This is a genomic window from Archangium sp. (assembly GCF_045802675.1).
GTDB lineage: Bacteria > Myxococcota > Myxococcia > Myxococcales > Myxococcaceae > Archangium.
The window spans coordinates 36,689-58,236 of record NZ_JBJMQO010000141.1 but is presented as its reverse complement, the minus strand read 5'-3'; the positions used below and the strand labels follow the sequence as shown (position 1 = coordinate 58,236).

Genomic DNA, 21,548 nt, shown 5'->3' with positions numbered 1-21,548 from the left:
GAGGGGCTCGCGCGGCTCAGACTCGACTTTCGCCATTTTTGACCGGCTCCCTCTGACTTCCCTCTGGGAAGGCGCCTCGTTCTTCCCTCTGGGGCGCCCAAAATGGCGAAAGTCGAGTCAGAGGTGGAAGTGCCCCGCGGCCTCAACGGCCCTTCGGAAGAGGCCCGTCCTCGCAGGGGTTGGCCCGTGAGGGGCCCGCGTTGCACGGCAGGCCAACGGCATCGCGCTCGACGCGGAGCGATGCCCCTCACAGGGGATGGGTCATGTCTTCGTTGCCACCGTCTGGGAAGGATGTGTCCGGGAAGATGCTCTCGCTCGCCTTCGTGGCCGTCGTGGGCAGCTTCCTCGTGACGAATTTCGTCGTTCAACGCTCCTCGGCGGCGGTCGGTGCGCTGTCCGAGAGCATCATCTACAACGCGGCCCCGAGCATCGAGCACCTGGCGCTCGTTCGCAGGTCCGTTCTGGAGACGGAGCTGGCCCTCTCGCGTTTCATCCACGAGCCCTCGCTCCGGCCCGAGCTGGGAGCGGCCCTGGAGGCCTCGCTGAAGCGCGTGAAGACGGGGACGCACGAGTACTTGAGTCTCCCGTCCTACCCCGGCGAGCGGACCCTGTGGCTGAACGTGCAGGAGTCCTGGTTTCACTTCGACCATGAAGTCCAACACGTGCGCGGGCTCGTGGAGTCGGGCGCGAATGCCGAAGCGGGCGCGGCGTTCAGCCAGAAGGTCGAACCCGCGGCGCAGCGCATCCTCGAGGACGTCACGCGCGCCATTGAACACAATGCCGTGCGAGGCCGGGAGCTGGCGGCGGACATCCACGAAACCCGCCGCCGGACCCTCTGGCTCTCCATTGGTCTCACCGCGTTCTGTGGCCTCCTGTCCGTGGTGGTGGTGCGGCTGCTGCATCGCCAGACAGGTGCCCGCCGCGCCCTCTTCGACGCGCATACACAGGCTCTCGAGGCGCGGGCCGCGGAGTTGGAGCAGTTCTCGGGCCGTGTCGCCCACGACATCCGCAATCCACTCTCCGCCGCCCGGATGGCCGCCGAGCTGGCGCTTCGAAAGAGCTCCGACGAACCGGCGCGCGAGTCCATCCAGCGCATCATCCGGGGTCTGTCGAGAGCGGATGAGATCACCACCGCGCTCCTCGACTTCGCCCGGTCCGGAGCGAAGCCGGACCCCGGTGCCCGGACCGAGCCACGCGCGGTCATCGGCGATGTGGTGGGAGGGTTCGCGGCCGAAGTGGAGCGGGCCGGGATCGACCTGCATTATGAGCCGATTCCCCCCGTCCTGGTCGCTTGCAGTACGGGGGTCTACCTGAGCCTGATCGGCAACCTGGTCCGCAATGCGATCAAGTACATGGGCGATGTGCCGACGCGGCGGATCACCCTCCGGCTGAGAGAGGAGGGGCCCTTCATCCGCACCGAGGTCAGCGACACGGGACCGGGGATTGCCCCGGAGCTGTTGCCCTCCCTGTTCGAACCGTACTTCCGCGGACAGCGCGGCGGTCCCGACGGGCTCGGACTGGGACTCGCCACGGTCAAGAAGCTGGCGGAAGGACACGGCGGCCGCGTGGGCGTCACGTCCGAGCGAGGGAAGGGAAGCACGTTCTGGTTCGAGCTCCATCGCGCGGGCTCCTCCTGGGAACCGGCCGCCAGTGGCGAGAGCGCTCCGCCACCACCGCGGCCGGAACCCCGGCATTGAGCACCTCGGGGTAGGCGCGACGCCTGTCCGGCGGCTCCGAGGGCCTGCCTCCCAGCCCGTGGGCCTGCGGGACGGCCAGGCTCGACCCGAGGACCCGATGACTGGCTGGCCGTGCGGCCACATGCGGTTTCGGTTTTCTCGAAGAGTCCAGGCCAGATTTTCTTTTGGCCAAGGCCTGGCGCGCTCCCCAGATTCTCTCCGAGGAGCGCCCCATGAACTCGCCCCAGAGTGACTCTCCGACAGTGGTGTCCCCCCAGGGCCAACCCTGGCACGCGCTGCCCCCCGAGGTGGCGCTCACGGCCATTCAGAGCAGCCCCGGGGGCCTCTCCGACACCGAGGCCCGCGCCCGGCTCGAACGCCACGGCCCCAACGTGCTGCAACGCGTGGCCGGCGAGGGCCCGCTCACGCTGCTGTGGCGCCAGGTGAACAACCCCCTCATCTGGGTGCTGCTCGCCTCGGCGGGCCTGGCTGTCGTGCTGGGCAAGGTGGCCGATGGGCTCATCGTGCTCGCGGTGGTGGTGCTCAACACGCTCATCGGCTTCGTGCAGGAGTTCCGCGCGGGCAAGGCCATCGAGGCGCTCACGCAGATGGTGCCGGAGAACGCCACCGCGTTGCGCGAGGGCCACAAGGTGACGGTGCCCTCCGCGCAGCTGGTGCCCGGGGACGTGGTGCTGCTGGCCTCGGGCGACAAGGTGCCCGCGGACGTGCGGCTGCTCGCCGGGCGCAACCTCCAGGTGGAGGAGGCGGCGCTCACGGGCGAGTCCGTCCCCTCGGAGAAGCGCGTGGAGCCCGTGGAGGCGAACGCGGGCATCGGCGACCGGACGAGCATGGCCTTCGGTGGCACGCACGTCACCTATGGCACGGCCACCGCCGTGGTGGTGGCCACCGGTGGGGCCACGGAGCTCGGCCGCATCTCCCAGCTGCTGCGCGAGACGGTGGACCTGCAGACGCCGCTGACGAAGGCGCTCGCCGTCATCGGCCGCTACCTCACCCTCGCCATCCTCGTCATCTCCGCCGTGCTGCTGGGCGTGGGCCTGCTGCGCGGGTACGGCGTGGCCGACTCGCTCATGGCCGCCCTCACGCTCGCCGTGGCCGCCATCCCCGAGGGCCTTCCCGCCATCGTCACCATCGCGCTGGCCGTCGGCGTGCAGTACATGGCCGCCCGCCGCGCCATCATCCGCAAGCTGCCCGCCGTGGAGACGCTGGGCAGCACCACCGTCATCTGCTCCGACAAGACGGGCACGCTCACCCGCAACGAGATGACGGTGCAGGCGCTGTGGACGCCCTCGGGCAGTTACTCGCTCTCGGGCGTGGGCTACGCGCCCCAGGGCGAGCTGCGCCGCGGCGAGCAGACCCTCGGCTCCCCGCCCGGGGATGCCCGCGAGCTGCTCGTGGCCGGGGCGCTCTGCACTGACGCCGCGGTGCTCGCGAAGGACGGCACCTGGGCGCTGACGGGAGACCCCACCGAGGGCGCGCTCATCGTCGCCGCGGAGAAGGCGGGCCTGAAGGTCGAGGAGCTGCGCACCCGCCATGCCCGCGTGGACGCCATCCCCTTCGAGTCCGAGCACCAGTTCATGGCCACGCTCAACGAAGACGGGCAGGGGGGCCGGAAGCTCTACCTCAAGGGCGCTCCCGAGGTGGTGCTGCGCCGCTGCGATGTCGAACCCGGCACGGTGCTCGCCGAGGTGGAGCGTCTGGCTTCGCGCGGGATGCGCGTGCTGGCCGTGGCGAGCAGGGACCTCCCGGCCTCGCACGAGGGGCTCCGGATGGAGGACATGTCCGGAGGCTTCCGGCTCCTGGGGCTCGAGGGGATGATCGACCCGCCACGCGAGGAGGCCATCAGCGCGGTGAGGACCTGCCACACCGCGGGCATCACGGTGAAGATGATCACCGGAGACCACGCGAAGACGGCGGAGGCCATTGGCGCGCAGCTCGGCATCCTCGAGGGAGGCCAGGTGGTGACGGGCGCGCAGCTCGCGGAGCTGGACGAGGCTCGGCTGCGCGTGGCGGCCACGAGCGCCAACGTGTTCGCCCGCGTGGCGCCCGAGCACAAGCTGCGCCTGGTGCGCGCCCTCCAGAAGGAAGGGCAGGTGGTGGCCATGACGGGTGATGGCGTCAACGACGCGCCCGCGCTCAAGCAGGCCAACATCGGCGTGGCCATGGGCATCACCGGCACCGCCGTGTCCAAGGAGGCCGCGGACATCATCCTCACCGACGACAACTTCGCCTCCATCGCCGCCGCGGTGGAGGAGGGCCGGCGCGTCTATGACAACCTCGTCAAGTCGCTCGCCTTCGTGCTGCCCACCAACCTGGGACTGGCCCTCATCCTCGTCGTCGGCGTGGCCTTCTTCCCCATCCTGCACATCGCCGGTGAGCGCGAGCCCCTCCTGGCCATGCTCCCCACCCAGCTCCTGTGGATCAACCTGGTGGCCACCGTGGCGCTCGCGCTGCCGCTGGCCTTCGAGGCCCGCGAGCCGGACGTGATGAAGCGCGCTCCCCGCCATCCGGACGCGCCCGTGCTCAGCCGCTTCGTGGTGATGCGCACCCTGCTCGTGGCGGCGTTGATGTGCGCGGGCGCCACCGGGCTCTTCCTCTGGGAGTACACCCACGAGGCGGCGCGCTCGGGCCATGAGATCGCCATCCGCGAGGCGCAGACCATGGCCGTCACCACGGTCATCATGTTCCAGATCTTCTACCTGCTGAACTGCCGCTCCCTGCGCGACTCGTCCTTGCGCATCGGCCTCTTCAGCAACCCCTTCGTCTACCTCGGCATCGGGGCGCTGGTGCTGCTGCAACTGGGCTTCATCTACCTGCCCTTCATGCAGGAGGTGTTCGACACCGCGCCGCTGACGCTCGAGGCGCTGGGCCTGTGCGCGCTGGTGGGGGCCATCGTCCTGCCCGTCATCAGCGTGGAGAAGGGGTTGCGCTCGCGCCGCGCGCGGCGGGAGCAGGGCGCCGGGACGCGGCGGCCCCTGCGGCTGCCCCGGCGCGCGACGGTGGGGTAGGGGCGGGGCCCAGCCGAGCTGTGCCAGTCGGTGAGGGAAGCGGACAAGCGCGGTGCGGAGCGCGAGCCCTGACGGGGTGGTAGAAGCACGGGCATGTCCATCCTCATCGTCGAAGATGAGCTGCGGGTCCGGGCCTTCCTCGCTCGCGGTCTGACCGAGGAGGGCTTTCGTGTCCGTGAGAGCGCGGAGGGGGTGGAGGCGGCGGAGTTGCTGCGGCATGAGCGCTTCGAGCTCGTCCTCCTCGATTGGATGCTCCCGGGAATGCCGGGGTTGGATGTACTCCGGGGGATGCGCGCCCGGCGGGACATCACCCCGGTCATCATGCTCACGGCCCGGGACGAGGTGGCGGACCGCATCGCGGCCCTCAACGCCGGAGCGGATGATTACCTCGTCAAACCCTTCGCCTTCGAGGAACTGCTCGCGCGCATCCGTGCCGTGCTTCGCCGCGTGTCCGGCCGGGCCAGCCCCCTGCTGAGCCATGCGGACCTGACGTTGGATCCGCTCACGCGCAAGGTGGTGCGGGCGGGGGTGGAGCTCTCCCTCACCGCGCGCGAGTACGCCCTGCTCCAATTCCTCCTCGAGCACGCGGGTGAAGTCGTCTCCCGGACCCGGATCGTCCAGACCGTCTGGGACCACGACTTCGAGACCTTCTCCAACGTCGTCGAGGTCTACATCCGCTACCTCCGCGCCAAGGTAGACGAGCCCTTTGGCGTCAAGCTCATCCACACGGTGCGGGGCGTGGGTTATGTGCTCCGGGGCGGACCATGAGGCCGCTCGGGACGCTGCGCGACCGCCTGACGCTCTTCTTCGCCGGCGCGGTCCTGACCACCATCCTCCTCTTTGGTGGATTGGTGGCGGCGGTGCTCGTCACGCAAGAGTGGTTGGAGCGGCGCGACTCCGGCCCGGTGCCCGAGGCGGAGGGCCTCTTCGATGAGGTGTGGCCGGTGCTCGGGGCCATGGCGTTCGCGGCTCCCGTCGCGGTGCTCGGGGCCGGGGCCCTGGGCCGCGCGCTCGCCCGCCGGGCCCTGGCTCCCATGCGAGAGGCCAGCACCCGGGCCCGGGCCGCGCGAGCCTCGGAGCTGGATTTGAGTCTCCCGGTGCGCGGTACCGGGGATGAGTGGGACGAGCTCGCGTCCACGCTCAACGCGCTCCTCACCGACGCGCGCGGCTCGGTCGAACGCATCCACCACTTCACCGCGGATGCCGCGCACGAGCTGCGCACGCCCCTGACCGTCATCATCGGCGAGACCGAGGTGGTGCTGCGCCGCGAGCGCCCGGCGGAAGACTATCGCCGCGCGCTGGAGATCGTTCTCACTGAGAGCCGTGGGCTCGCGGCGCTGGTGGACACGCTGCTGCTGCTGGCTCGCGCGGATGCCGGCAGGCTCGTGAGGGCAGGGGAGTCCGTGGACCTGCTCCTGCTCGCGCGTGACGCCACCCAGCGGGCCGAGCGCCTCATGGAAGTCCGCACGCGCTCCGTGCGAATCGAGCTCTCCGGCGAGTCCACCCTCGTTCGCGGCGATCCCATGCTCCTCGCACGCGTCCTGGACAACCTCTTGTCCAATGCGCTCCGCCACGGCCGGGAGCGGGTCCGGGTCGAGGTCCGCGCGACGCCCGAGGGAGCCCGCGCGAGCGTGGCGGACGACGGTGCGGGCGTGGAGCCCTCGTTCGAGCCCAGGCTCTTCCAGCGGTTCGCGCGAGCCGACAGCGCACGCGGTGGGGAGGGCACGGGGCTCGGGCTCGCCATCTCGCGCGCCATCGTCGAGGCCCACGGCGGGGTGCTCACCTATGCCCGCGCCTCGCCGGGAGAGAGCCTGTTCACGTTCCTGCTGCCGGCTCTCCGGGAGTGAGGCCGCGCGAAGGCTCGGGGGCCCGTTCCGACAGGTGCCAGCGCTGGCAGTACCAGAGTTGATAGGTCGTCACGGGCCGCTCACCCCGGTGCACCGTCACCGGGGGGAGCTCGCGCACTCCCTCGCAGTGGGTCTGGAGGTGCGCCGGCGCGTCGTGCAGCGGCTGCCGTGCGTCCGACACGATGATCGCATCCGTCCCGTCATGCACGCGGTCCAGCCAGAAGTCATAGGCCAGCCCCGGGCTCCCCAGCGCCCCGTCCGACTGCGTCTCGGGGTGGCCGGGCAGGTAGAAGGCCAGCTCACTCGCTGTCTTGTAGCCCCAGCCCACCACCAGCGGCTCCGGAGTGCGGGCCTTCGCCTGCTCGCGGAAGCGCTGCACGTGCCCGGCCAGCTCCTTCCAGCCGCTCACCAGGTTGTCCCGCTCGCTGAAGGGAATGAACGGACACAGGGGCATCAGGTACATGCCCACCACCAGGAGCGCGCCGGTACCCACGGAGAGCAGCCCGTACACCTTGCCCCAGCGCCTGTGCCACAGCTCGCCCCCCGCGGCCGCGACCGCCACGAGCACCCCGAGATAGGCGGGGGCCACCCAGTTCATCTTCACCCAGTGCCACGGGCTCACCAGTGAGAAGAGCACGAGCCCCGGCACGCTCGCGAGGCACAACAGCAGGGCGCGCGGGTCTCCCCGCAGCGAGCGCCGGATGAGGAGGACCGCCGCGGCGAGGAGGGCCAGGTAGAGCAGCGGTCCCACCGCTACCGCTTGCAGGCCGACGTACCGGCCCACCAGGAAGGGGCGCAACCCGTGCACGGACTCCAGCCGCCCCTGCGTCTGGAAGGCGAAGGACGCCCAGTCATGCCGCGCGTTCCAGATGAGCACGGGCGAGAAGACGGCGAGGCTCAGCGCGAGCGCCAGGTAGGGATGGGGCGTGCGCAGGGCGGCACGGCCCCGGGGAAGCAGCAGCGCCGTCGCGAGGATTTGAGGCGGGAGCAGGGCGGCGGTGTACTTCGACAGCATCGCGAGCCCGCAGAGCAGCCCCAGGAGGTACCAGCGGAACCCGCCCCGGCCCGGCCCCTTCCCGTCCGGGAGCACCAGCTCGCAGAGGACCCGGAGCGCCGCCGCCCAGAACAGCACGAGCGGCACGTCCGGGGTCATCACCACCGCGCCCAACCCGAAGAGCACCGTGGTGTTGGCGGCGAGCGCCGCGAGCGCTCCCACGGCCGGTGAGTACAGGCGTGCCCCGAGCGAGTAGAGCAGCCACGTGAGCACCGCGGCCGAGAGCACCGCCGGGAGGCGGATGCCCAGCTCGCCCACCCCGACGAGCCGCACGGACAAGGCAATCAGCCACGCGCACATCGGCGGATGGTCGAAGTACGACAGGTCCAGGTGGCGGGCGTATTGCCAGTAGTACGCCTCCTGCGGGGCGAGCTCCACCCGGGTCGCGTAGAACAGCCGGAGCACGGCCAGCACGACGCTCGCGAGCAGCACGATGCGTCCCCAGTGGACCTCCGCCGAACGGGGCTCGGAGCGCCGGGCCGGTTGGGTGACTGCCTTCATCGCGTGCGCCTCCTCCGGGCGCCTCGACTCGAGCGGCCTGGCCCGGGATGGAACCCTCCCGTTGATGCCCGACGCTGGCATTGCACGCCATGGGCACCCGGCCAGATGAGGAACTTCTCATCCAGTCTTCAGGTTCGGGCTCCGGTGCGCCCCGCGCGCTGGCGCACCAGAATGTAGGCCGACGGCAACCCCAGGAGCACCACGAGCGTGGAGAGGGACAGCCCCCCGAGCACGGTGATGGCGAGGGGGCGTTGCAGCTCCGAGCCCTCGCCCAGCCCGAGCGCCAGCGGCACGAGTCCCAGCAACGTGGCCAGTGTCGTCATCAGGATGGGGCGCAGCCGCACGGCCGCCGCGCGCTCGACGGACTCCCTCGCTCCGAGCCCTTCCTCGAGTCCTTCCTCGGCCCGGTCGAGCAGGAGGATTCCATTCTTCACCACGAGGCCCACCAGCAGGATGCAGCCCATCAGCGAGGAGACGTTGAGGGGCACGCCCGTCACGCGGAGGATGGCGAGCCCCGCGACGATGGCGACCGGTGCCGCCCCCAGGATGAGCAGCGGCAGGACGACGCTGCGGAAGTGGAACGCCAGCACGAGGAACACGCCGAGGGTGGCCAGGGTGAGCACGAGCACCAACTGCTGGAAGGATTGGCGCTGACTGTCACGCTGGCCTCCCAGGCGCAGGTCCACGCCCTCGGGCGGCTTCAGCTCCGCCAGGCGCGCCTCCACGTCCGCCGTCACGCTTCCCAAGTCCCGCGCCTCCAGCCGCCCCGTCACCGCCACCAGGGGACGCAGGCCGTCGGAGAGCAGCTCCGCGGCCAGGCACTCGCGCCGGAACCGGGCCACCTGCGCCAGCGGAACGGTGGCCCCCGCGGGCGTGCGCAGCCGCAGCCGCTCGAGCACCTGCGCGTCGAACCGGTCCGCGTCACGCAGGCGCACGCGGACGTCCACCAGTCGGCCCGCGCGCGGCACCTGGCCCACCACCTGCCCCAGCAGGGCGGTACGCACCTGGGCCGCCACGTCCTGCGCGGTGAGCCCCAGCCGGCCGGCCACCGCCGGCTCGACGTCCAGGTGGACCTCCGGCGCGCACCCAGCGACTCCGTCGTACAGGTCCACCAGCCCGGGAATGTCTTTCAGGCGCTCGGCCACCTGGGGCGCGAACGCCCGGAGCGCGTCGACGTCCGGCCCCTGGAGCTTGACCTCGATGGGATCGGGGTTTCCCTCCAGGTCGGAGAGGATGTCCTGGAGCATCTCGATGAACTCCAGCCGGAGTCCGGGGAGCGCCGTCTCCACCCGGGCGCGCGCCTCCTCGATGACCTCGGGCCCCGAGCGCTCCCGGTTGGGCTCGAGGGCCACCGTCATGTCGCCCCGGAAGGACTCGGTCGCCGCGGGCGGGCCCAGCTCCGCGCCGAGGCGCCGGCTCGTGCCCGCCACCTCCGGCAGCACCGCGATGGCCGCTTCGAGCTGCCGCCCCATCCGGTCCGCCTCGTCGATCGAGGTGCCCGTGGGCGCGAAGTAGTCCACCACGAAGGAACCCTCGTCGAGCTCGGGAAGGAAGCCGGTGCCCACGCCGCTGGCCCACGCGGCGAGCAGCACGGTCCCGAGCCCCACCGCCCCCATCGTCCACCACGGCCGGGCGCTCGTGCGCGCAAGCCACCGCTCATACAGGCCCACGGCCGGCGTCACGTGCGCGCCCGCTGGCTGAAGCAGCCAGCCACACAGCAGCGGCGTCACCGTGAGCGCCACCGCGAGGGAGATCAGCACCGAGGCGCAGAGCGTGAAGGCGAGCGCGGCGAAGAACTGGCCGGAGACGCCGGAGAGCAGCGACAGCGGCGCGAACACCACCACCGTGGTGAGCGTGGAGTTGGTGACGGGCCAGGCGATCTCCCGGAGGGCCTCGGCCGTCGCGCTCCAGCGCTCCATGCCATGGGCGACGCGGCGGTACACGGCCTCGACCACGACGACAGCGTCATCCACGACGAGCCCGATCGCCACGGCGAGCCCGCCGAGTGACATGAGATTCATCGACCCGCCCGAGAGCCGGAGGGCTCCGAACGTCATCAGCAGGGTGGCGGGGAGCGCGGCCGCGGCGGCCAGCATCGCCCGCCAGGAGCGCAGGAAGGCGCCCACCACCAGCAGCGTGAGCAGGCCTCCCACCGCCACGGCGTCGCGGACATTCGTGACGGAGCGGGCGATGAGCCCCGCCTGGTCATACGAGACGAGCACCTCGATGCCGGGTGGCAAGCCGGCGCGCAGGCTCGCCAGCTCCGCGTCGACGTCCCGGGCCAGGGCCAGCGCGTCCGCTCCGGGCCTGCGGCCGATGTTCACCAGCGCCGCGGGCCTTCCGTTGGCGTAGGTGCGGGACAAGCGGTCGGCGTGCCCCTCCTCCACGCGCGCCACGTCTCCGAGCAGCACCGGTGACTCGGGCGTGCCACCCACCACGGTGCCGGACAGCCGCGCCAGGTTCTCCACCGGCCCCCGTACCACCACCAACTCCTGCTGGTAGTGGACGTCCACCCGGCCGGCCGGCTCGAGCTCGAGCGCGTCGCCCACCGCGGTGGCCAGCCGGGGCAGGTCCAGCTTCGCCTGCTCCAGGCGGGCCGGATCCACCACCACCTCCACCTCGCGCACGTCGCCGCCCACCACGTCCACGCGGCCCACACCCGGCAGTCCCGCCATCCGGGGGCGCAGGGTATAGAGGGCGAAGTCGCGCAGCTGGACCGGCTCCACCGAGCCCGTGACGGCCAGCGTCCGGATGGGGAACGAGGAGGCGGTCAGCCGCTCCGCGGTGAGGGCCGCGTCCCGAGGCAGCACGCCGCGCAACTCGGCGAGCCGCGAGTTGACGAGTCCCAGCGCTTTGTCCATGTCGGCGTCGGGCTCGAACCAGAGCGACACCTCGGCCGCGGCGCGGATGGTTCTCGAGCGGACCCGGCGCATGCCCAGGACCGTGGACAGCCCCTCCTCCATCGGACGCGTCACCGACAGCTGCATCGTCTGGGCACTGGCCCCGGGCAGCGTCGCGGCGATGACGATGCGCGGAAAGGACACCTCCGGATAGAGGCCACCCGGGAGCTTCAACAGCGCGAAGAAGCCGAAGGCGCACAGGGCCACCACCAGGGCGATCAACCCGGACGCGTGCCTGCGCAGGAACGCCACCGGGGTCAACGCACCACCTCCACGTCGCTCCCCTCGGGAAGGGAGTAGCCCCCCTCCACGATGACGCTCTCCCCGCCCTCGAGCGCCCCCTGGACCACCGCCTGGCCCTCCTCCTCGAAGAGCGCCGTCACCGGCAGGCCGCGCACCTTGCCCCCTTCGACGACGGCCACGCCGAGCCCACCGTCCCCCAACGGAAGCAGCGCGGAGGACGGCAGCTTCACCGCCGAGCCCTCCTGGCTCGTGACGATTCGCGCCCGGCCGATGCCTCCGGGCCGCAGCTCTCCCTCGGGGTTGGGGAAGCGGATGCGCACCAGCACGTTGCCGCTCTGCGCATCCACGGAGGGGGAGACCATGACGGCCTCACCGGAGCGGGTGCCCTTCACCCCCTCGACGAGCAGCGTCGCCTGCATGCCGGAGTGGAGCCGCGCCGCCTCCGCCTGCGTCACGAAGGCACGCAGCTCCAGGGGATCCGTCGCCGCGAGCTCCACCACGGGCTGGCCGCTGCCATCCACCGACTCGCCCTGCCGGATGAACACGGCCACCACGATTCCATCGAAGGGGGCCTGGAGCTCGCTGCGGCGAACCTTGCGCCGGGCGAGCTCGACCGCCGCCCGGGCACGCTGCTCGGCGGCCAGCGCGGCCGCCTCGGCACTGCGATCCTGCTCCGCGTCCTGGCGCGCCGCGACCCCATGTTCCACGAGCACCTCGGTCCTCGCTCGCCGGGCCTCCGCCGCCCGCGCGGCCGATCCGGCCTCTCGCGCCGTCGCCTCCGCTTGCTGGAGCTCGTCGGACGCGGGGCCGGTCTCCACTTCGCCCAGCACCTGACCGGCCCGCACCCGCTCCCCCTCGGAGACGAGGAGACGGGCAAGCCGTCCCGGCACCAGGGGCGCCAGCTTGACGTCCCGGCCCGGGGGCGCGGTGAGCACTCCGGTGACCGTCAGGGTCCGCGCGGCGGGGCCCACCCGCACCTGGACCACACGCACTCGCGGGAGCGGAGGCGCCTTCTCCTCCGGCGCAGAGGACTTGCAGGCGGCAACGGCCAGGCAGAGGCAGAGGCAGAGCGCGAGGCTATTTTTCATCGAGCGCGACTCCAGCGGCGAGCTCCAGTGCGGCGAAGGCCGCTTGCGCGGCGAGGGCCGCATCGGCGGCCTGGGCCCGGAGGTCCGTGGCCGCCCGCCGGGCGTCATTGAGGGAGGCCAGCGCGCTGCGCCCGGCGCGGTAGGACTCGAGCGCCATCCGCTCCGACGTCTCCGCGGCGGGGAGGATTTCCTTCGGAAACCGTTGCAGCGCCGCGAGGGCCGCGGAGAGCCGCCGGTGGGCCGCGACGAGCTCCGCGAGCCGGCGCCGGCGATCCTCGTCCGCGAGGGCCCCGGCCAGATGCAACGAAGCCGTCGCGCGATCCACCTCTCCCCGCCCGAGGCCCGGCAGCGGCACGTCCAGGTCGAGTGAGCCCCGGAGGGACACCATCGCGCCTCGAGGCCCATCTCCTTCCACCGCGACGCCCACGATGGGGACGGGCCAGCGCTCCCTCCGCGCGGCCCGGAGCGTGGCGTCCGCGGCGGCCAGGTCCGCCTGCCGTGCCTGCGCGAGCGGTGCCTGTCCGGCCCGCATGAGCAGTTCCTCCAGCGGGGGGAGGGGGGGCGGCCCGGAGTCGGTGGGATCCAACGGACGGAGCGGTTCCCGCCCGAGGAGGAGGGCCAGCTCGGCGCAGAGCGCGGCCTGCTCTCCTTGCTGGGTCAGCAGCTGAGCCTCGGCGGAGGCGCGGGCGAGCCCCGCCTGCACCACGTCCAGCTCCGGGGCGGCGCCCGTTTCGAAGCGCAGCCGGGCCGCCGCCTCGGATTCCCGGGCGATCTCCAGGGCCCGGGTGGCGGTCGCGACGAGCTGCTTCGCATGGACCAGGGAGAAGTACGCCCGTCGCGCTTCAGCGCGGACGCTGGCCTCGTTCGCGCGCCGTTCCCCCTCGGCGGCGAGAACGCCCTGCTCGGCGGCGAGCACCCGGGCCCCGCGCGCTCCAGGGGCCGGCAAGCGTTGGGCGAGGCCCACCGACCAGCGGGGATCATTCCACCCGCCCCCCAACGACACGGCGAGAGGCGCCACCGTGCGGGCCAGCTCCACTTCCCCCCGGGCGAGGGCTTCCCGGGCGTGGGCTCCGGCGATTCCAGGTGCACGGGCGGTGGCCTCGGCGAGCGCTGCCTCCAGGGTCACTGTTTCGGGTGCCTGTGCTGGCGCTCCGCCGTTGAGAACGAGGAGCAGTGCCACGGTGACAGGGAGCATCGGGCGGCTCTTGGGTGATGGACGCGCCGATGCTTACCACGCGGCCTTCTCCCTACCCGCCAGATGAGAAACTTCTCATCTACTGCTCAGCACTCCGCCGGCCACAGCCGCCGCGCGAGCTGCTGCGCGGTGAGGATGCCGAAGGACAGGCTGGGGCGATCGGCCATCGACAGCAGGCGCTTGTCCTTGCTCACCAGCCACGTGGCCCCCACGCGCGCGGCGAGCACGAGGAACTTCTGGTCGTCCCGGTCCCGGCAGCGGGGCAGGGGAGGCAGGGGCGTCGCGGGCGCTCCGGTGACCACGCGCACGAGGCTCCGGTAGCGCTCGGAGGCCGCGCGCCGGGCCGCTTCGTCCAGTCCGAAGGTGGGGTAGGCGAGGACGTAGTCCAGCTCTCCCAGCGTGTCCCCATCCGCCCAGGCGAGGACCTCGCCCGCCACGAGCGCCCGCATGAGGGGACGCACGGCGGGGTCGTCGAACACGAGCATGTCCAGCACCACGTTGGTGTCGAGCACCAGCGGCAGCGGAGGAGGAAGCGGCGCGGAGGAAGGGTTGGACATGGCGGCTCGTGCAGCGCGTCAGTGCAAGGAGACCCCGGAGCGTGGCGCTTCGGCCGTGACGCCCTCCATCCACGCTCGCAGCGCCTCTGGCTCCGAGGGCAGATTGTCCGGCCACTCCCGGATGCTGCCGTCCTGGCCCGAGGAGACGAGGGCGTGGCCGTTCGGAAAGAAGGCCACGGTGCCCACCTGTCCGACGTGGCCCCGCAACGCCCGGCTCTCACCGGTGGCCACGTCCCACACCCGCACCGTGTTGTCGATGCTCGCCGAGGCCAGCCGCGTCCCGTCGGGTGAGAAGGCGAGGTCCAGCACCTCTCCCTGATGGCCGTCGAGCACGTGGACGTCTCGGGGCTCACCCGTCCGGCCGTCCCATAGCATCACACGGTTATCCTTGTAGCTCCGGCTGGCCACGACGTCGCCCCTGGGGGAGTAGATGACCTGCAGGACACCCGCGCCGCTCGTGTTCTGGCGCTGGAGCTGGCTGCCCGTCTTCAGGTCCCAGAAGCGCAGGGTGTGATCCCAACTGCCCGTGACGAGCCGCCCGCTGTCCGGGGAGAAGGCCAGGGTGGTGACGGCATCCTCGTGGCTCCCCAGCACCCGGGGCTCGCCCGTGGCCACGTTCCACACCCGCACCGTCCTGTCACTGCTCACCGAGGCGAGCCAGGCGCCATCCGGCGAGAAGGCGAGCTGGTTCACCTGCTTCTCGTGACCGGCGAGGACCCGGGAGGTCCCGGAGGCCAGGTCCCACAGGCGCACGTCACCGGCTTCGTCTCCGGTGGCGAGCCACTTGTCGTCACCGGAGAAGGTGAGGGTGAGGATGCGCCGGGTGTGTCCCTCGAGGATGCGCTCCGGGTGTCCGGTGGTGGCGTCCCACAGGCGCACGCGTCCATCGGTCCCGCTGGCGGCCAACCACCGGCTGTCCGGGGAGAAGGCCATCGCTTTCGGGCTCGGGTAGAGGTCGCGTTGCTCCACGAGAGAAGCGCCCGAGGAGGCATCGAGCAGATGGAGCGCTCCGTTCGACAGGCCGACCAGGCGCTTGCCATCGGGAGAGAGCACCAGGGCGCGCAAGGTGGCGGGAACGCGGGAGAGGACGCGTTGGAGCTCCGTCTCCACGGAGAACAGACGCAGCGCTCCATTCGCGGTGGCCACCGCCAGGCTCCGGCCATCCGGGGAGAAGAGGACGGAGTGGGTCTGCGAGTGGCCCCCGGACAGGACGCGGGGCTCTTTGGTGGAGAGGTTCCACAGCCGCGCGGTGCGATCGGCGCTGCCGGAGGCGAGGGAGTGGCCATCCCTGCTGGTGCACAGAGTTGTGATCCGTCCTTCGTGGGCGCCCTCCAGCGCGAGCACCTGTCCGGTGGCGAAATCCCAGAGCCGCACCTTTCCGTCCTGATCGCCGATGGCCAGTTGCGTGCCGCCGGGTATGGCGACGAGGGCCGTGATGGTGCCCAGCCCCTCCGCGAGCAGCCGCCGCTTCCCGCTCCCTGGCTCCCAGGCGAACAGGTGCCCGGAGGTGTCTCCCAGGAAGAGGACCCCGTTGGGAGCGAACGCGTCCGCCCAGATGATCTCGTTCTCCGTCAGGCTCTGGAAGGTGCCTTGCTCCAGGTCTCCGATCGCCGTCTGGCTTCCCTGGTAGCCCCGCAGGAAGACATGCCGGCCATCCGGTGACGGCAACACCTCCTCGATGGTCTTGAGGCCCGTGACGAACGTGCGCGACTCGCCCGTGTCCAGGTTCCACTGGTGGAGCACTCCGTCCCCGCGGCTGCCGGCGAGCAGGCATTGGTCCGCACACGCCAGGGCGATCCCCGAGACGGGACCCGGCAGCGTCGCGAAGACCCTGCTCTCGCCCGTGTCCAGGTTCCATTGGCGGAGGGAGCCATCCTTGCTGCTGGTCAGCAGACCGCGGCCCCCGGGCAGGAGCAGGAGCCGCCAGACCTCGTCGGTGTGCCCGGAGAGGGTGCGGCTCCCGCCCCGTTCCACGTCCCAGATGCGCACGTCGTGGTCGTCACTGCCGGAGAGCAGGTATTTGCCGTCGGGGGTGAAGAGGGTGGCGTTGATCGCCGTCGAGTGGCCCTGCAGCACGGTGGCGAAACCATGGGCCTGGGCATCCGCGGCGATCGTCCGCACCTGCGACCACTGGCCGAAGCCGGACGAGAGCTTCCGGAGCCAGGAGATGGCCTGGTTGGGGTCCCGCTCCACGGCGTCGCGGGCCTGCATCAGGCGGAGTTTATCCGCCTCGGTCTCCGCCTGCTGCCGCTCGGCCACGACGCGGCGGAAGCTCACCACGCCCAGGGTGACGAGCAGGAGCGCGGCCACCGCCGCGACGCTCACCACGGCCCGGTAGCGCCGGACGAAGCGGCGCAGCAGCTCCATCCGCGAGTACTGGTACGCCCCGACGATCTGTCCCGTCTGGAAGCGGCGCAGGTCCTCGGCGAGCTCGCGCGCGGTGGCGTAGCGCTCGGAGGGCTCGCGCGCCATGGCCTTGGTGACGATGGCCAGCAGATCCACCGGGATGTACTTCTGCCGCTGCGAGAGCGGGGGCGGCGGGCCCTCCACCACCCGCTGGAGCACCTGCTCCGAGGTTCTTCCGTCGTAGGGCCGCGTGCCCGCCAGCAGGTGGTAGAGGATGGCGCCCAGGGCGTAGACGTCGGCGCGCTCGTCCACGGGTCTGCCCGCGGCCTGCTCCGGGGGCATGTACGCCGGCGTCCCCATCACCGCGCCCACGTGGGTGAGCGCTCCGTCCAGGGCGGCGGTGGTGGCCGGGGCCTCGCCGGGCTCGGGGCCCTGCTCGCGCGAGAGCTCCTTGGCCAGTCCCCAGTCGATGACGACGGTCTCTCCGAAGTCCCCCACCAGCACGTTGGCGGGCTTGAGGTCGCGGTGGATGATGTGCTCGGAGTGCGCGTACGCCATGGCCTCGGCCACCGCGAGCACGTGCGGCAGCAGCGCCAGCCGTTCCTCCAGCGTCTTGCGCTCGGCGATGGCCTCCGCCAGCGAGCGGCCGGAAACGAGCTTCATGGAATAGAAGGGCTCGCCTCCGGGCCAGCGCCCCGCCTCGTACACGGGCACGATGGAGGGGTGCTGCAGGCGCGCGGTGACGAGCGCCTCGGCCACGAAGCGGGGCTCGGTGCTTGGGGCCGGCGCGAGCAGCTCCTTGATGGCCACCGGCCGGTCGAGCCTCAAATCCCTCGCGCGCAGGATGCGGCCGATGCCCCCATGGGCCAGCTCTCCGGCGATGGCATAACGGGACGGGTCCACCACCGGCAGCGTGTGGGCCGAGGCCGTCCCGGCAGCCGACGCGTGGGGGGTGACCGTGGTGTCGGTGCCGGGGTTGGGCGCCTCCGGCCCGGCGCCGGGCTCACGCGCGGGAGGGAGGGTGAGGGTACTGTCACTGTCGGCAGCGTTGGGCCTGGACTGGCTCATGAATGCCCTCCGCGGGTGGCTCCTGGGCCTGGCTCGCCAGTCTACGGCATGCGCTCGTCGTCAGCCTCACCGAGTCGGGGGGCGCCTGCTCCCATGGCCACCCGGCGCACCAGGGGAACCGGATCCTCCCGCAGCGAGGCGAGGAGCCCTTCCTCCACCTCTCCGGCGAGCAGTAGCGCCCAGCACCGGATGGCGGCGGAGCGGTCGCGCAGGGCGGGGGCGAGCTCCGTTCCCGGAAGGTCTCGGACTCCCGCGGACCAGAGCGTCCGCGCGGCGGTGAGGCGCAGCTCGAGGCGTTCCCGCACGTCCAGGAGGAGCTCCACCAGCGAGTGGAGGGCGGGCGAATCGGGTCCAGGCGCGATGCGGCCGACGGCCTGTATCCAACCACTCCGCTGGTACAGGGAGGCGCTTCGATCGGCGATGAGCCGCTGGAGCAGCAGGAGCAGGCCCGCGTACTCGGGCCCCGCGAGCTCGAAGAAGCAGGAGGAGAGGGAGTCCCGGGGCTCCTTCCTCGCATGCCGCAGGAGCCAGGCGCGCAGGCGGGGCGAGTCCTGGTGCTGTTTCACCAGGAGCTCGGCGAGGAAGGGCGGCTTGTCCTCGGTGTCCTCGAGCAGCACGGTGAGCAGCTCGGCCGGTTCGGGCAGGGAGGGGAAGAGCGCCTGCCGCGACGCGGGGGGCAGCCGGCTCATGAGCCAGATGAGGGCCTGGCGCTCCTCGGGAGTGCGCGCTTCGCTCGCCAACCGCTGACACCGGTCGCGGAGTGGAAGGGCTCCGCCATCACCTCTCTCCTCCAGAAGGCAGGCGAGGACGCGGAGGACCTCCAGGCGCTTCTCGAGAGGCCCGGTGTCGAGCCACCACTGCGCGAGCGTGAGGAGCTCGGGGGCCGGTGTCCCCATCCGAGCCAGGGCCAGGAGGGGCGGCAGCGCGGTGTCATGGGTCTCCGCCCGTCCGAGGAGCTCGAGCACCACGGGGCGCGCGCTCGCGGCCGGCTCGCCCAGGGCGGCGAGGAACCAGCACAGCTTCTGCCGGTGCGGGCGGCGCTCCACGAGGGCCGCGCTCAGCAGGGGCACCACCTCGTCCGCGAGGCCGAGTGCACCCACGAGGCTCGCGGTCACGTTCGCCGAGGACGCTCGGGGTGAGGCGGCGATGCGCCGGACGACGGTCTCGAGCTCCGTCGCTCCACACCGGGCGAGCGCCAGGAACAGCCGTTGTTCCACCTCGCGGCGTGTCTTCCCGTGGAGGAGGGGTTCTTCGTCGAGGGCGTACCGGAGCGCGTCCAGCGCCCGCCGCACGCGTGCCTCCTCTCCGCTTCGGAGGACGGGGACGCACCAGTCGAGCACTTCCGGGAGGGCGTTCCCGGCCTCGGACAGCTTGCGGATGGCCACCTCGGCCACGTCCTTGTTGGGGTGGAGGATGAGCGCGAGCAGCGCCTTGACGGGGAGCGCGAAGGCGGGCCGCAGCAGGCTCCACTCGCACAGGGCCTCGCGTTGCCGCAGCGCGTCCCGGGTGGCCTCGTCCGCCCGCTCCAGGTAATAGCGCGTGGCCACCGTCAGCCCCCGCTCCCACTCCGGTGTCCAGCGCAGCTCCCTCTCGCCGAGGAACTCACAGGCATCCGCTGTCCCCAGCCGCCGCTCGAGGTCCCAGGAGAACACCTCCCAGCGGAAGCGGCCGCGCGTCCACTCATCGAGCGCCGCGTCGATCTCGAGGATGGACGTCTCGGTGACGCAGGCGATCAGCTCCACCGACAGGCGCTCGATGAAGGTCGACTCCTCCATCATTCCCGACACGAGGCTCCTCCAGTTCTCCTGGGGCCGCAGGTACTCGGGGAAGAACCGGTCGGGCTCGAGCGTGTCGCCGCACTCCAGACACCGCCGTCCCGAGGCCCGCCCGCATCGGTCGCACACGTTGCGGCCGCAGCCGGGGCAGCCGAACCAGTGGCCGGCGGTGAGCTCCGGCACGGGGCTCTCCTCGCGCTGGAAGGAGAGGAATCTGCGGCACAGGGGGCAGCTGTGGACCAAGGCACCTCCTGTCGGGCGGTGAGCGGAAGAAGTATCCGAATTATCGCAGTATCCCGGGCCGGCGTTGAACGGCTCGGAGGCCCTGGCCGAAGCTCAAGGTACTCAACCGGACAGGGGGACGACGATGGGCCAGGGTCCACGCGCATGGTTCGTGGAGAAGTTGGATGGCTTTTTGTCGGAGTCCTTGTGCCGGGCCTGCCCACTGGAGCTCGCCCGGGCCCGGCTGCTCGCCGGGGTGTGCCTGGGGTTGCTCGCGTGTGACGTGCTGCTCCTCTCCCAGGTGCTGCACCACCCGAGCCCGCTGAGCCTGGCCGCGGTGGGCGGGGCGAGCGCGCTGGGCTTCGGGGGCGCACTGGTGCTGCTGCGCCGCCTGCCGTCGACCCGGCCCGTGGCGCTGTTGTTGTGCTCGGTGCTGACCGCGGCGACGGTGATGAGCACCGTGCACCACCCGGAGCTGGTGGTGGCCACGCACGCCTCGCTCATGCTCGTTCCGGTGGTGTCGGTCTATCTGTTGGGGTGGCGCCTGGGTCTGCTGTTCTCCCTGATCGCCAGCGTGAACGTGGGGCTCGTCTTCCCGCTGCGTACCTGGGGCACGCTGTCGGGGGGCGACCTGATGCCGTGCTTCTTCGCGGCCCTCTATGTGATGTGCGCCTGGGCGGTGGGCTGGCTGTTCATCTCCGCGCGGGACGAGGCGCAGGCCCGGGTCGAGCGCACCCTGCGCACGCTGCGCGAGGGCGAGGGCCAGCTCGTCAGCCTCATCGAGAGCACGGATGATCTGGTGATCTCCCTGGACGCCGAGGGGCGGGTGCTCACCGCCAACGCGGCGGCGAGGCAGCTCTTCCGGCGGGTGGTGGGCCGGGAGCTGCGCGAGGACGAGCCGGCCTTCGGCGAGTTCCCTTCGCCGGAGCGGGAGCGGTGGCTCGGGTTCATGGCCCGGGCGCTGCACGGCGAGCGGGTGAGGGAGGCGCTGATCCTCCCGTCGAAGCCGCGCACGCTCACGGTGGAGCTGACCGTCAGCCCGGTGCGGGGGGAGGGCGGGCGCGTGGTGGGGACGACGCTCTTCGGGCGGGACATCACCGCGCACAAGGAGTCGGAGGCGCGGCTGAGCGAGATGCACCGCAACCTGCTGGACGTGTCGAGGCAGGCGGGCATGGCGGAGATCGCCACGGGGGTGCTCCACAACGTGGGCAACGCGCTCAACAGCGTGAACGTGTCGGTGGGCGTGGTGACCGAGCGGGTGCACGGCCTGCACGTGTCCGGCCTGAGCCGGGCGGCGGCGCTGCTGGGCGAGCACACGGCGGACCTGGCCGGCTTCCTCACCGTGGATCCCCGGGGGCGGCAGCTGCCGGCCTACCTGACGGCGCTGGCGCGGCGGCTCACGGAGGAGCGCGACGAGGTGATGGAGGAGATGCGCACGCTGAGCCAGTGCGTGGACCACATCAAGGAAGTGGTGAGCATGCAGCAGGAGCACGCGCGCGGCGCGGGGATGGTGGAGCTGCTGCCGGTGGCGGAGCTGCTCGACGATGCGCTGCGCCTGCACGCCCTGTCCTTCGAGCGCGTGGGCATCCAGGTGCGGCGCGAGTACGCCCGCGTGCCGCGAGTCTGGGTGGACCGGCACAAGCTGTTGCAGATCCTCCTCAACCTCTTGAGCAACGCCAAGCACGCGCTGCTGGAGACGGGGCGCGAGGACAAGGTGCTCACGCTACGCGTCGGGCCCGGGGAGGGCGGGCGCCTGCGCCTCGCGGTGACGGACAACGGGGTGGGCGTCGCTCCGGAGAACATGTCGCGCCTGTTCACCCAGGGCTTCACGACGAAGCGCGAGGGGCACGGTTTCGGGCTGCACATCAGCGCCCTGGCCGCCGAGGAGCTGCACGGTGTGCTCTCGTGCTCCAGCGCCGGGCGGGGCCAGGGCGCCACCTTCACCCTCGAGCTGCCCACCTCGCCTCCAGCCTCGGTGGGGGAGGTGAGGGCCTCGCCCGAGCGCGGTGAGGCCATGGCCCTGGCCTGACCCGGGTGGAAACACGAAGGG

General features: G+C 71.8%; 12 protein-coding genes. 5 read left to right on the top strand and 7 right to left on the bottom strand.

Annotated elements, in window-relative coordinates; translation table 11 throughout:
- Nucleotides 1-263: 263 nt before the first annotated feature.
- The 4 genes from ACJ8AN_RS39120 to ACJ8AN_RS39105 all read left to right on the top strand — a co-directional run bounded on the left by ACJ8AN_RS39120 (nucleotide 264) and on the right by ACJ8AN_RS39105 (nucleotide 6,549).
- Complete coding sequence (locus ACJ8AN_RS39120) at nucleotides 264-1,697, top strand: ATP-binding protein (RefSeq protein WP_407760723.1); 1,434 nt, start codon at nucleotides 264-266, stop codon at nucleotides 1,695-1,697.
- Nucleotides 1,698-1,909: 212 nt separating this feature from the next.
- Entirely contained in the window at nucleotides 1,910-4,702 is a 2,793-nt protein-coding gene (locus ACJ8AN_RS39115) for a cation-translocating P-type ATPase (protein ID WP_407760722.1), read from the top strand.
- Between the two features lie 93 nt (nucleotides 4,703-4,795).
- Entirely contained in the window at nucleotides 4,796-5,470 is a 675-nt protein-coding gene (locus tag ACJ8AN_RS39110) for a response regulator (RefSeq protein WP_407760721.1), read from the top strand.
- Nucleotides 5,467-6,549 carry a sensor histidine kinase gene (locus ACJ8AN_RS39105; protein WP_407760720.1) on the top strand — a complete coding sequence of 361 codons (1,083 nt, stop codon included), beginning with the start codon at nucleotides 5,467-5,469 and terminating at the stop codon, nucleotides 6,547-6,549. Before ACJ8AN_RS39110 ends, ACJ8AN_RS39105 begins: the two co-directional genes overlap by 4 nt.
- Here the strand turns inward: ACJ8AN_RS39105 and ACJ8AN_RS39100 are convergent.
- The 7 genes from ACJ8AN_RS39100 to ACJ8AN_RS39070 form a co-directional block, all read right to left on the bottom strand.
- The gene (locus tag ACJ8AN_RS39100) at nucleotides 6,518-8,104 is read right to left on the bottom strand and encodes a glycosyltransferase family 39 protein (RefSeq protein ID WP_407760719.1); all 1,587 of its coding nucleotides are present in this window, start codon (nucleotides 8,102-8,104) and stop codon (nucleotides 6,518-6,520) included. The two genes, ACJ8AN_RS39105 and ACJ8AN_RS39100, sit on opposite strands and share 32 nt — an antisense overlap.
- 128 nt (nucleotides 8,105-8,232) lie before the next feature.
- On the bottom strand, nucleotides 8,233-11,256 hold the full coding sequence (locus ACJ8AN_RS39095; RefSeq protein ID WP_407760777.1) for an efflux RND transporter permease subunit: 3,024 nt from the start codon (nucleotides 11,254-11,256) through the stop codon (nucleotides 8,233-8,235).
- A gap of 5 nt (nucleotides 11,257-11,261) precedes the next feature.
- Nucleotides 11,262-12,335, bottom strand: coding sequence for an efflux RND transporter periplasmic adaptor subunit (locus tag ACJ8AN_RS39090; protein WP_407760718.1), 1,074 nt, complete (start codon nucleotides 12,333-12,335; stop codon nucleotides 11,262-11,264).
- Entirely contained in the window at nucleotides 12,325-13,530 is a 1,206-nt protein-coding gene (locus ACJ8AN_RS39085) for a TolC family protein (RefSeq protein WP_407760717.1), read from the bottom strand. Before ACJ8AN_RS39085 ends, ACJ8AN_RS39090 begins: the two co-directional genes overlap by 11 nt.
- A gap of 86 nt (nucleotides 13,531-13,616) precedes the next feature.
- Nucleotides 13,617-14,087: a putative toxin-antitoxin system toxin component, PIN family gene (locus ACJ8AN_RS39080; protein ID WP_407760716.1), complete on the bottom strand. Its 471-nt coding sequence runs from the start codon at nucleotides 14,085-14,087 to the stop codon at nucleotides 13,617-13,619.
- A gap of 18 nt (nucleotides 14,088-14,105) precedes the next feature.
- Nucleotides 14,106-17,501 (bottom strand): protein kinase domain-containing protein, encoded by a 3,396-nt coding sequence (locus ACJ8AN_RS39075; RefSeq protein ID WP_407760715.1) that lies wholly within the window; start codon nucleotides 17,499-17,501, stop codon nucleotides 14,106-14,108.
- A gap of 41 nt (nucleotides 17,502-17,542) precedes the next feature.
- Nucleotides 17,543-19,519 (bottom strand): hypothetical protein, encoded by a 1,977-nt coding sequence (locus ACJ8AN_RS39070; protein WP_407760714.1) that lies wholly within the window; start codon nucleotides 19,517-19,519, stop codon nucleotides 17,543-17,545.
- 124 nt (nucleotides 19,520-19,643) lie between these two features.
- Between ACJ8AN_RS39070 and ACJ8AN_RS39065 the strand changes: the two genes are divergently transcribed.
- A complete protein-coding gene (locus ACJ8AN_RS39065) occupies nucleotides 19,644-21,527 on the top strand; it encodes an ATP-binding protein (RefSeq protein ID WP_407760713.1) in 1,884 nt (627 codons plus the stop codon).
- Nucleotides 21,528-21,548: the final 21 nt, after the last annotated feature.

Coding starts and splice junctions, on each gene's coding strand:
- ACJ8AN_RS39120 (WP_407760723.1), top strand. CDS start 264: ATGTCTTCGTTGCCACCGTCTGGGAAGGATGTGTCCGGGAAGATGCTC.
- ACJ8AN_RS39115 (WP_407760722.1), top strand. CDS start 1,910: ATGAACTCGCCCCAGAGTGACTCTCCGACAGTGGTGTCCCCCCAGGGC.
- ACJ8AN_RS39110 (WP_407760721.1), top strand. CDS start 4,796: ATGTCCATCCTCATCGTCGAAGATGAGCTGCGGGTCCGGGCCTTCCTC.
- ACJ8AN_RS39105 (WP_407760720.1), top strand. CDS start 5,467: ATGAGGCCGCTCGGGACGCTGCGCGACCGCCTGACGCTCTTCTTCGCC.
- ACJ8AN_RS39100 (WP_407760719.1), bottom strand. CDS start 8,104: ATGAAGGCAGTCACCCAACCGGCCCGGCGCTCCGAGCCCCGTTCGGCG.
- ACJ8AN_RS39090 (WP_407760718.1), bottom strand. CDS start 12,335: ATGAAAAATAGCCTCGCGCTCTGCCTCTGCCTCTGCCTGGCCGTTGCC.
- ACJ8AN_RS39085 (WP_407760717.1), bottom strand. CDS start 13,530: ATGCTCCCTGTCACCGTGGCACTGCTCCTCGTTCTCAACGGCGGAGCG.
- ACJ8AN_RS39080 (WP_407760716.1), bottom strand. CDS start 14,087: ATGTCCAACCCTTCCTCCGCGCCGCTTCCTCCTCCGCTGCCGCTGGTG.
- ACJ8AN_RS39075 (WP_407760715.1), bottom strand. CDS start 17,501: ATGAGCCAGTCCAGGCCCAACGCTGCCGACAGTGACAGTACCCTCACC.
- ACJ8AN_RS39065 (WP_407760713.1), top strand. CDS start 19,644: ATGGGCCAGGGTCCACGCGCATGGTTCGTGGAGAAGTTGGATGGCTTT.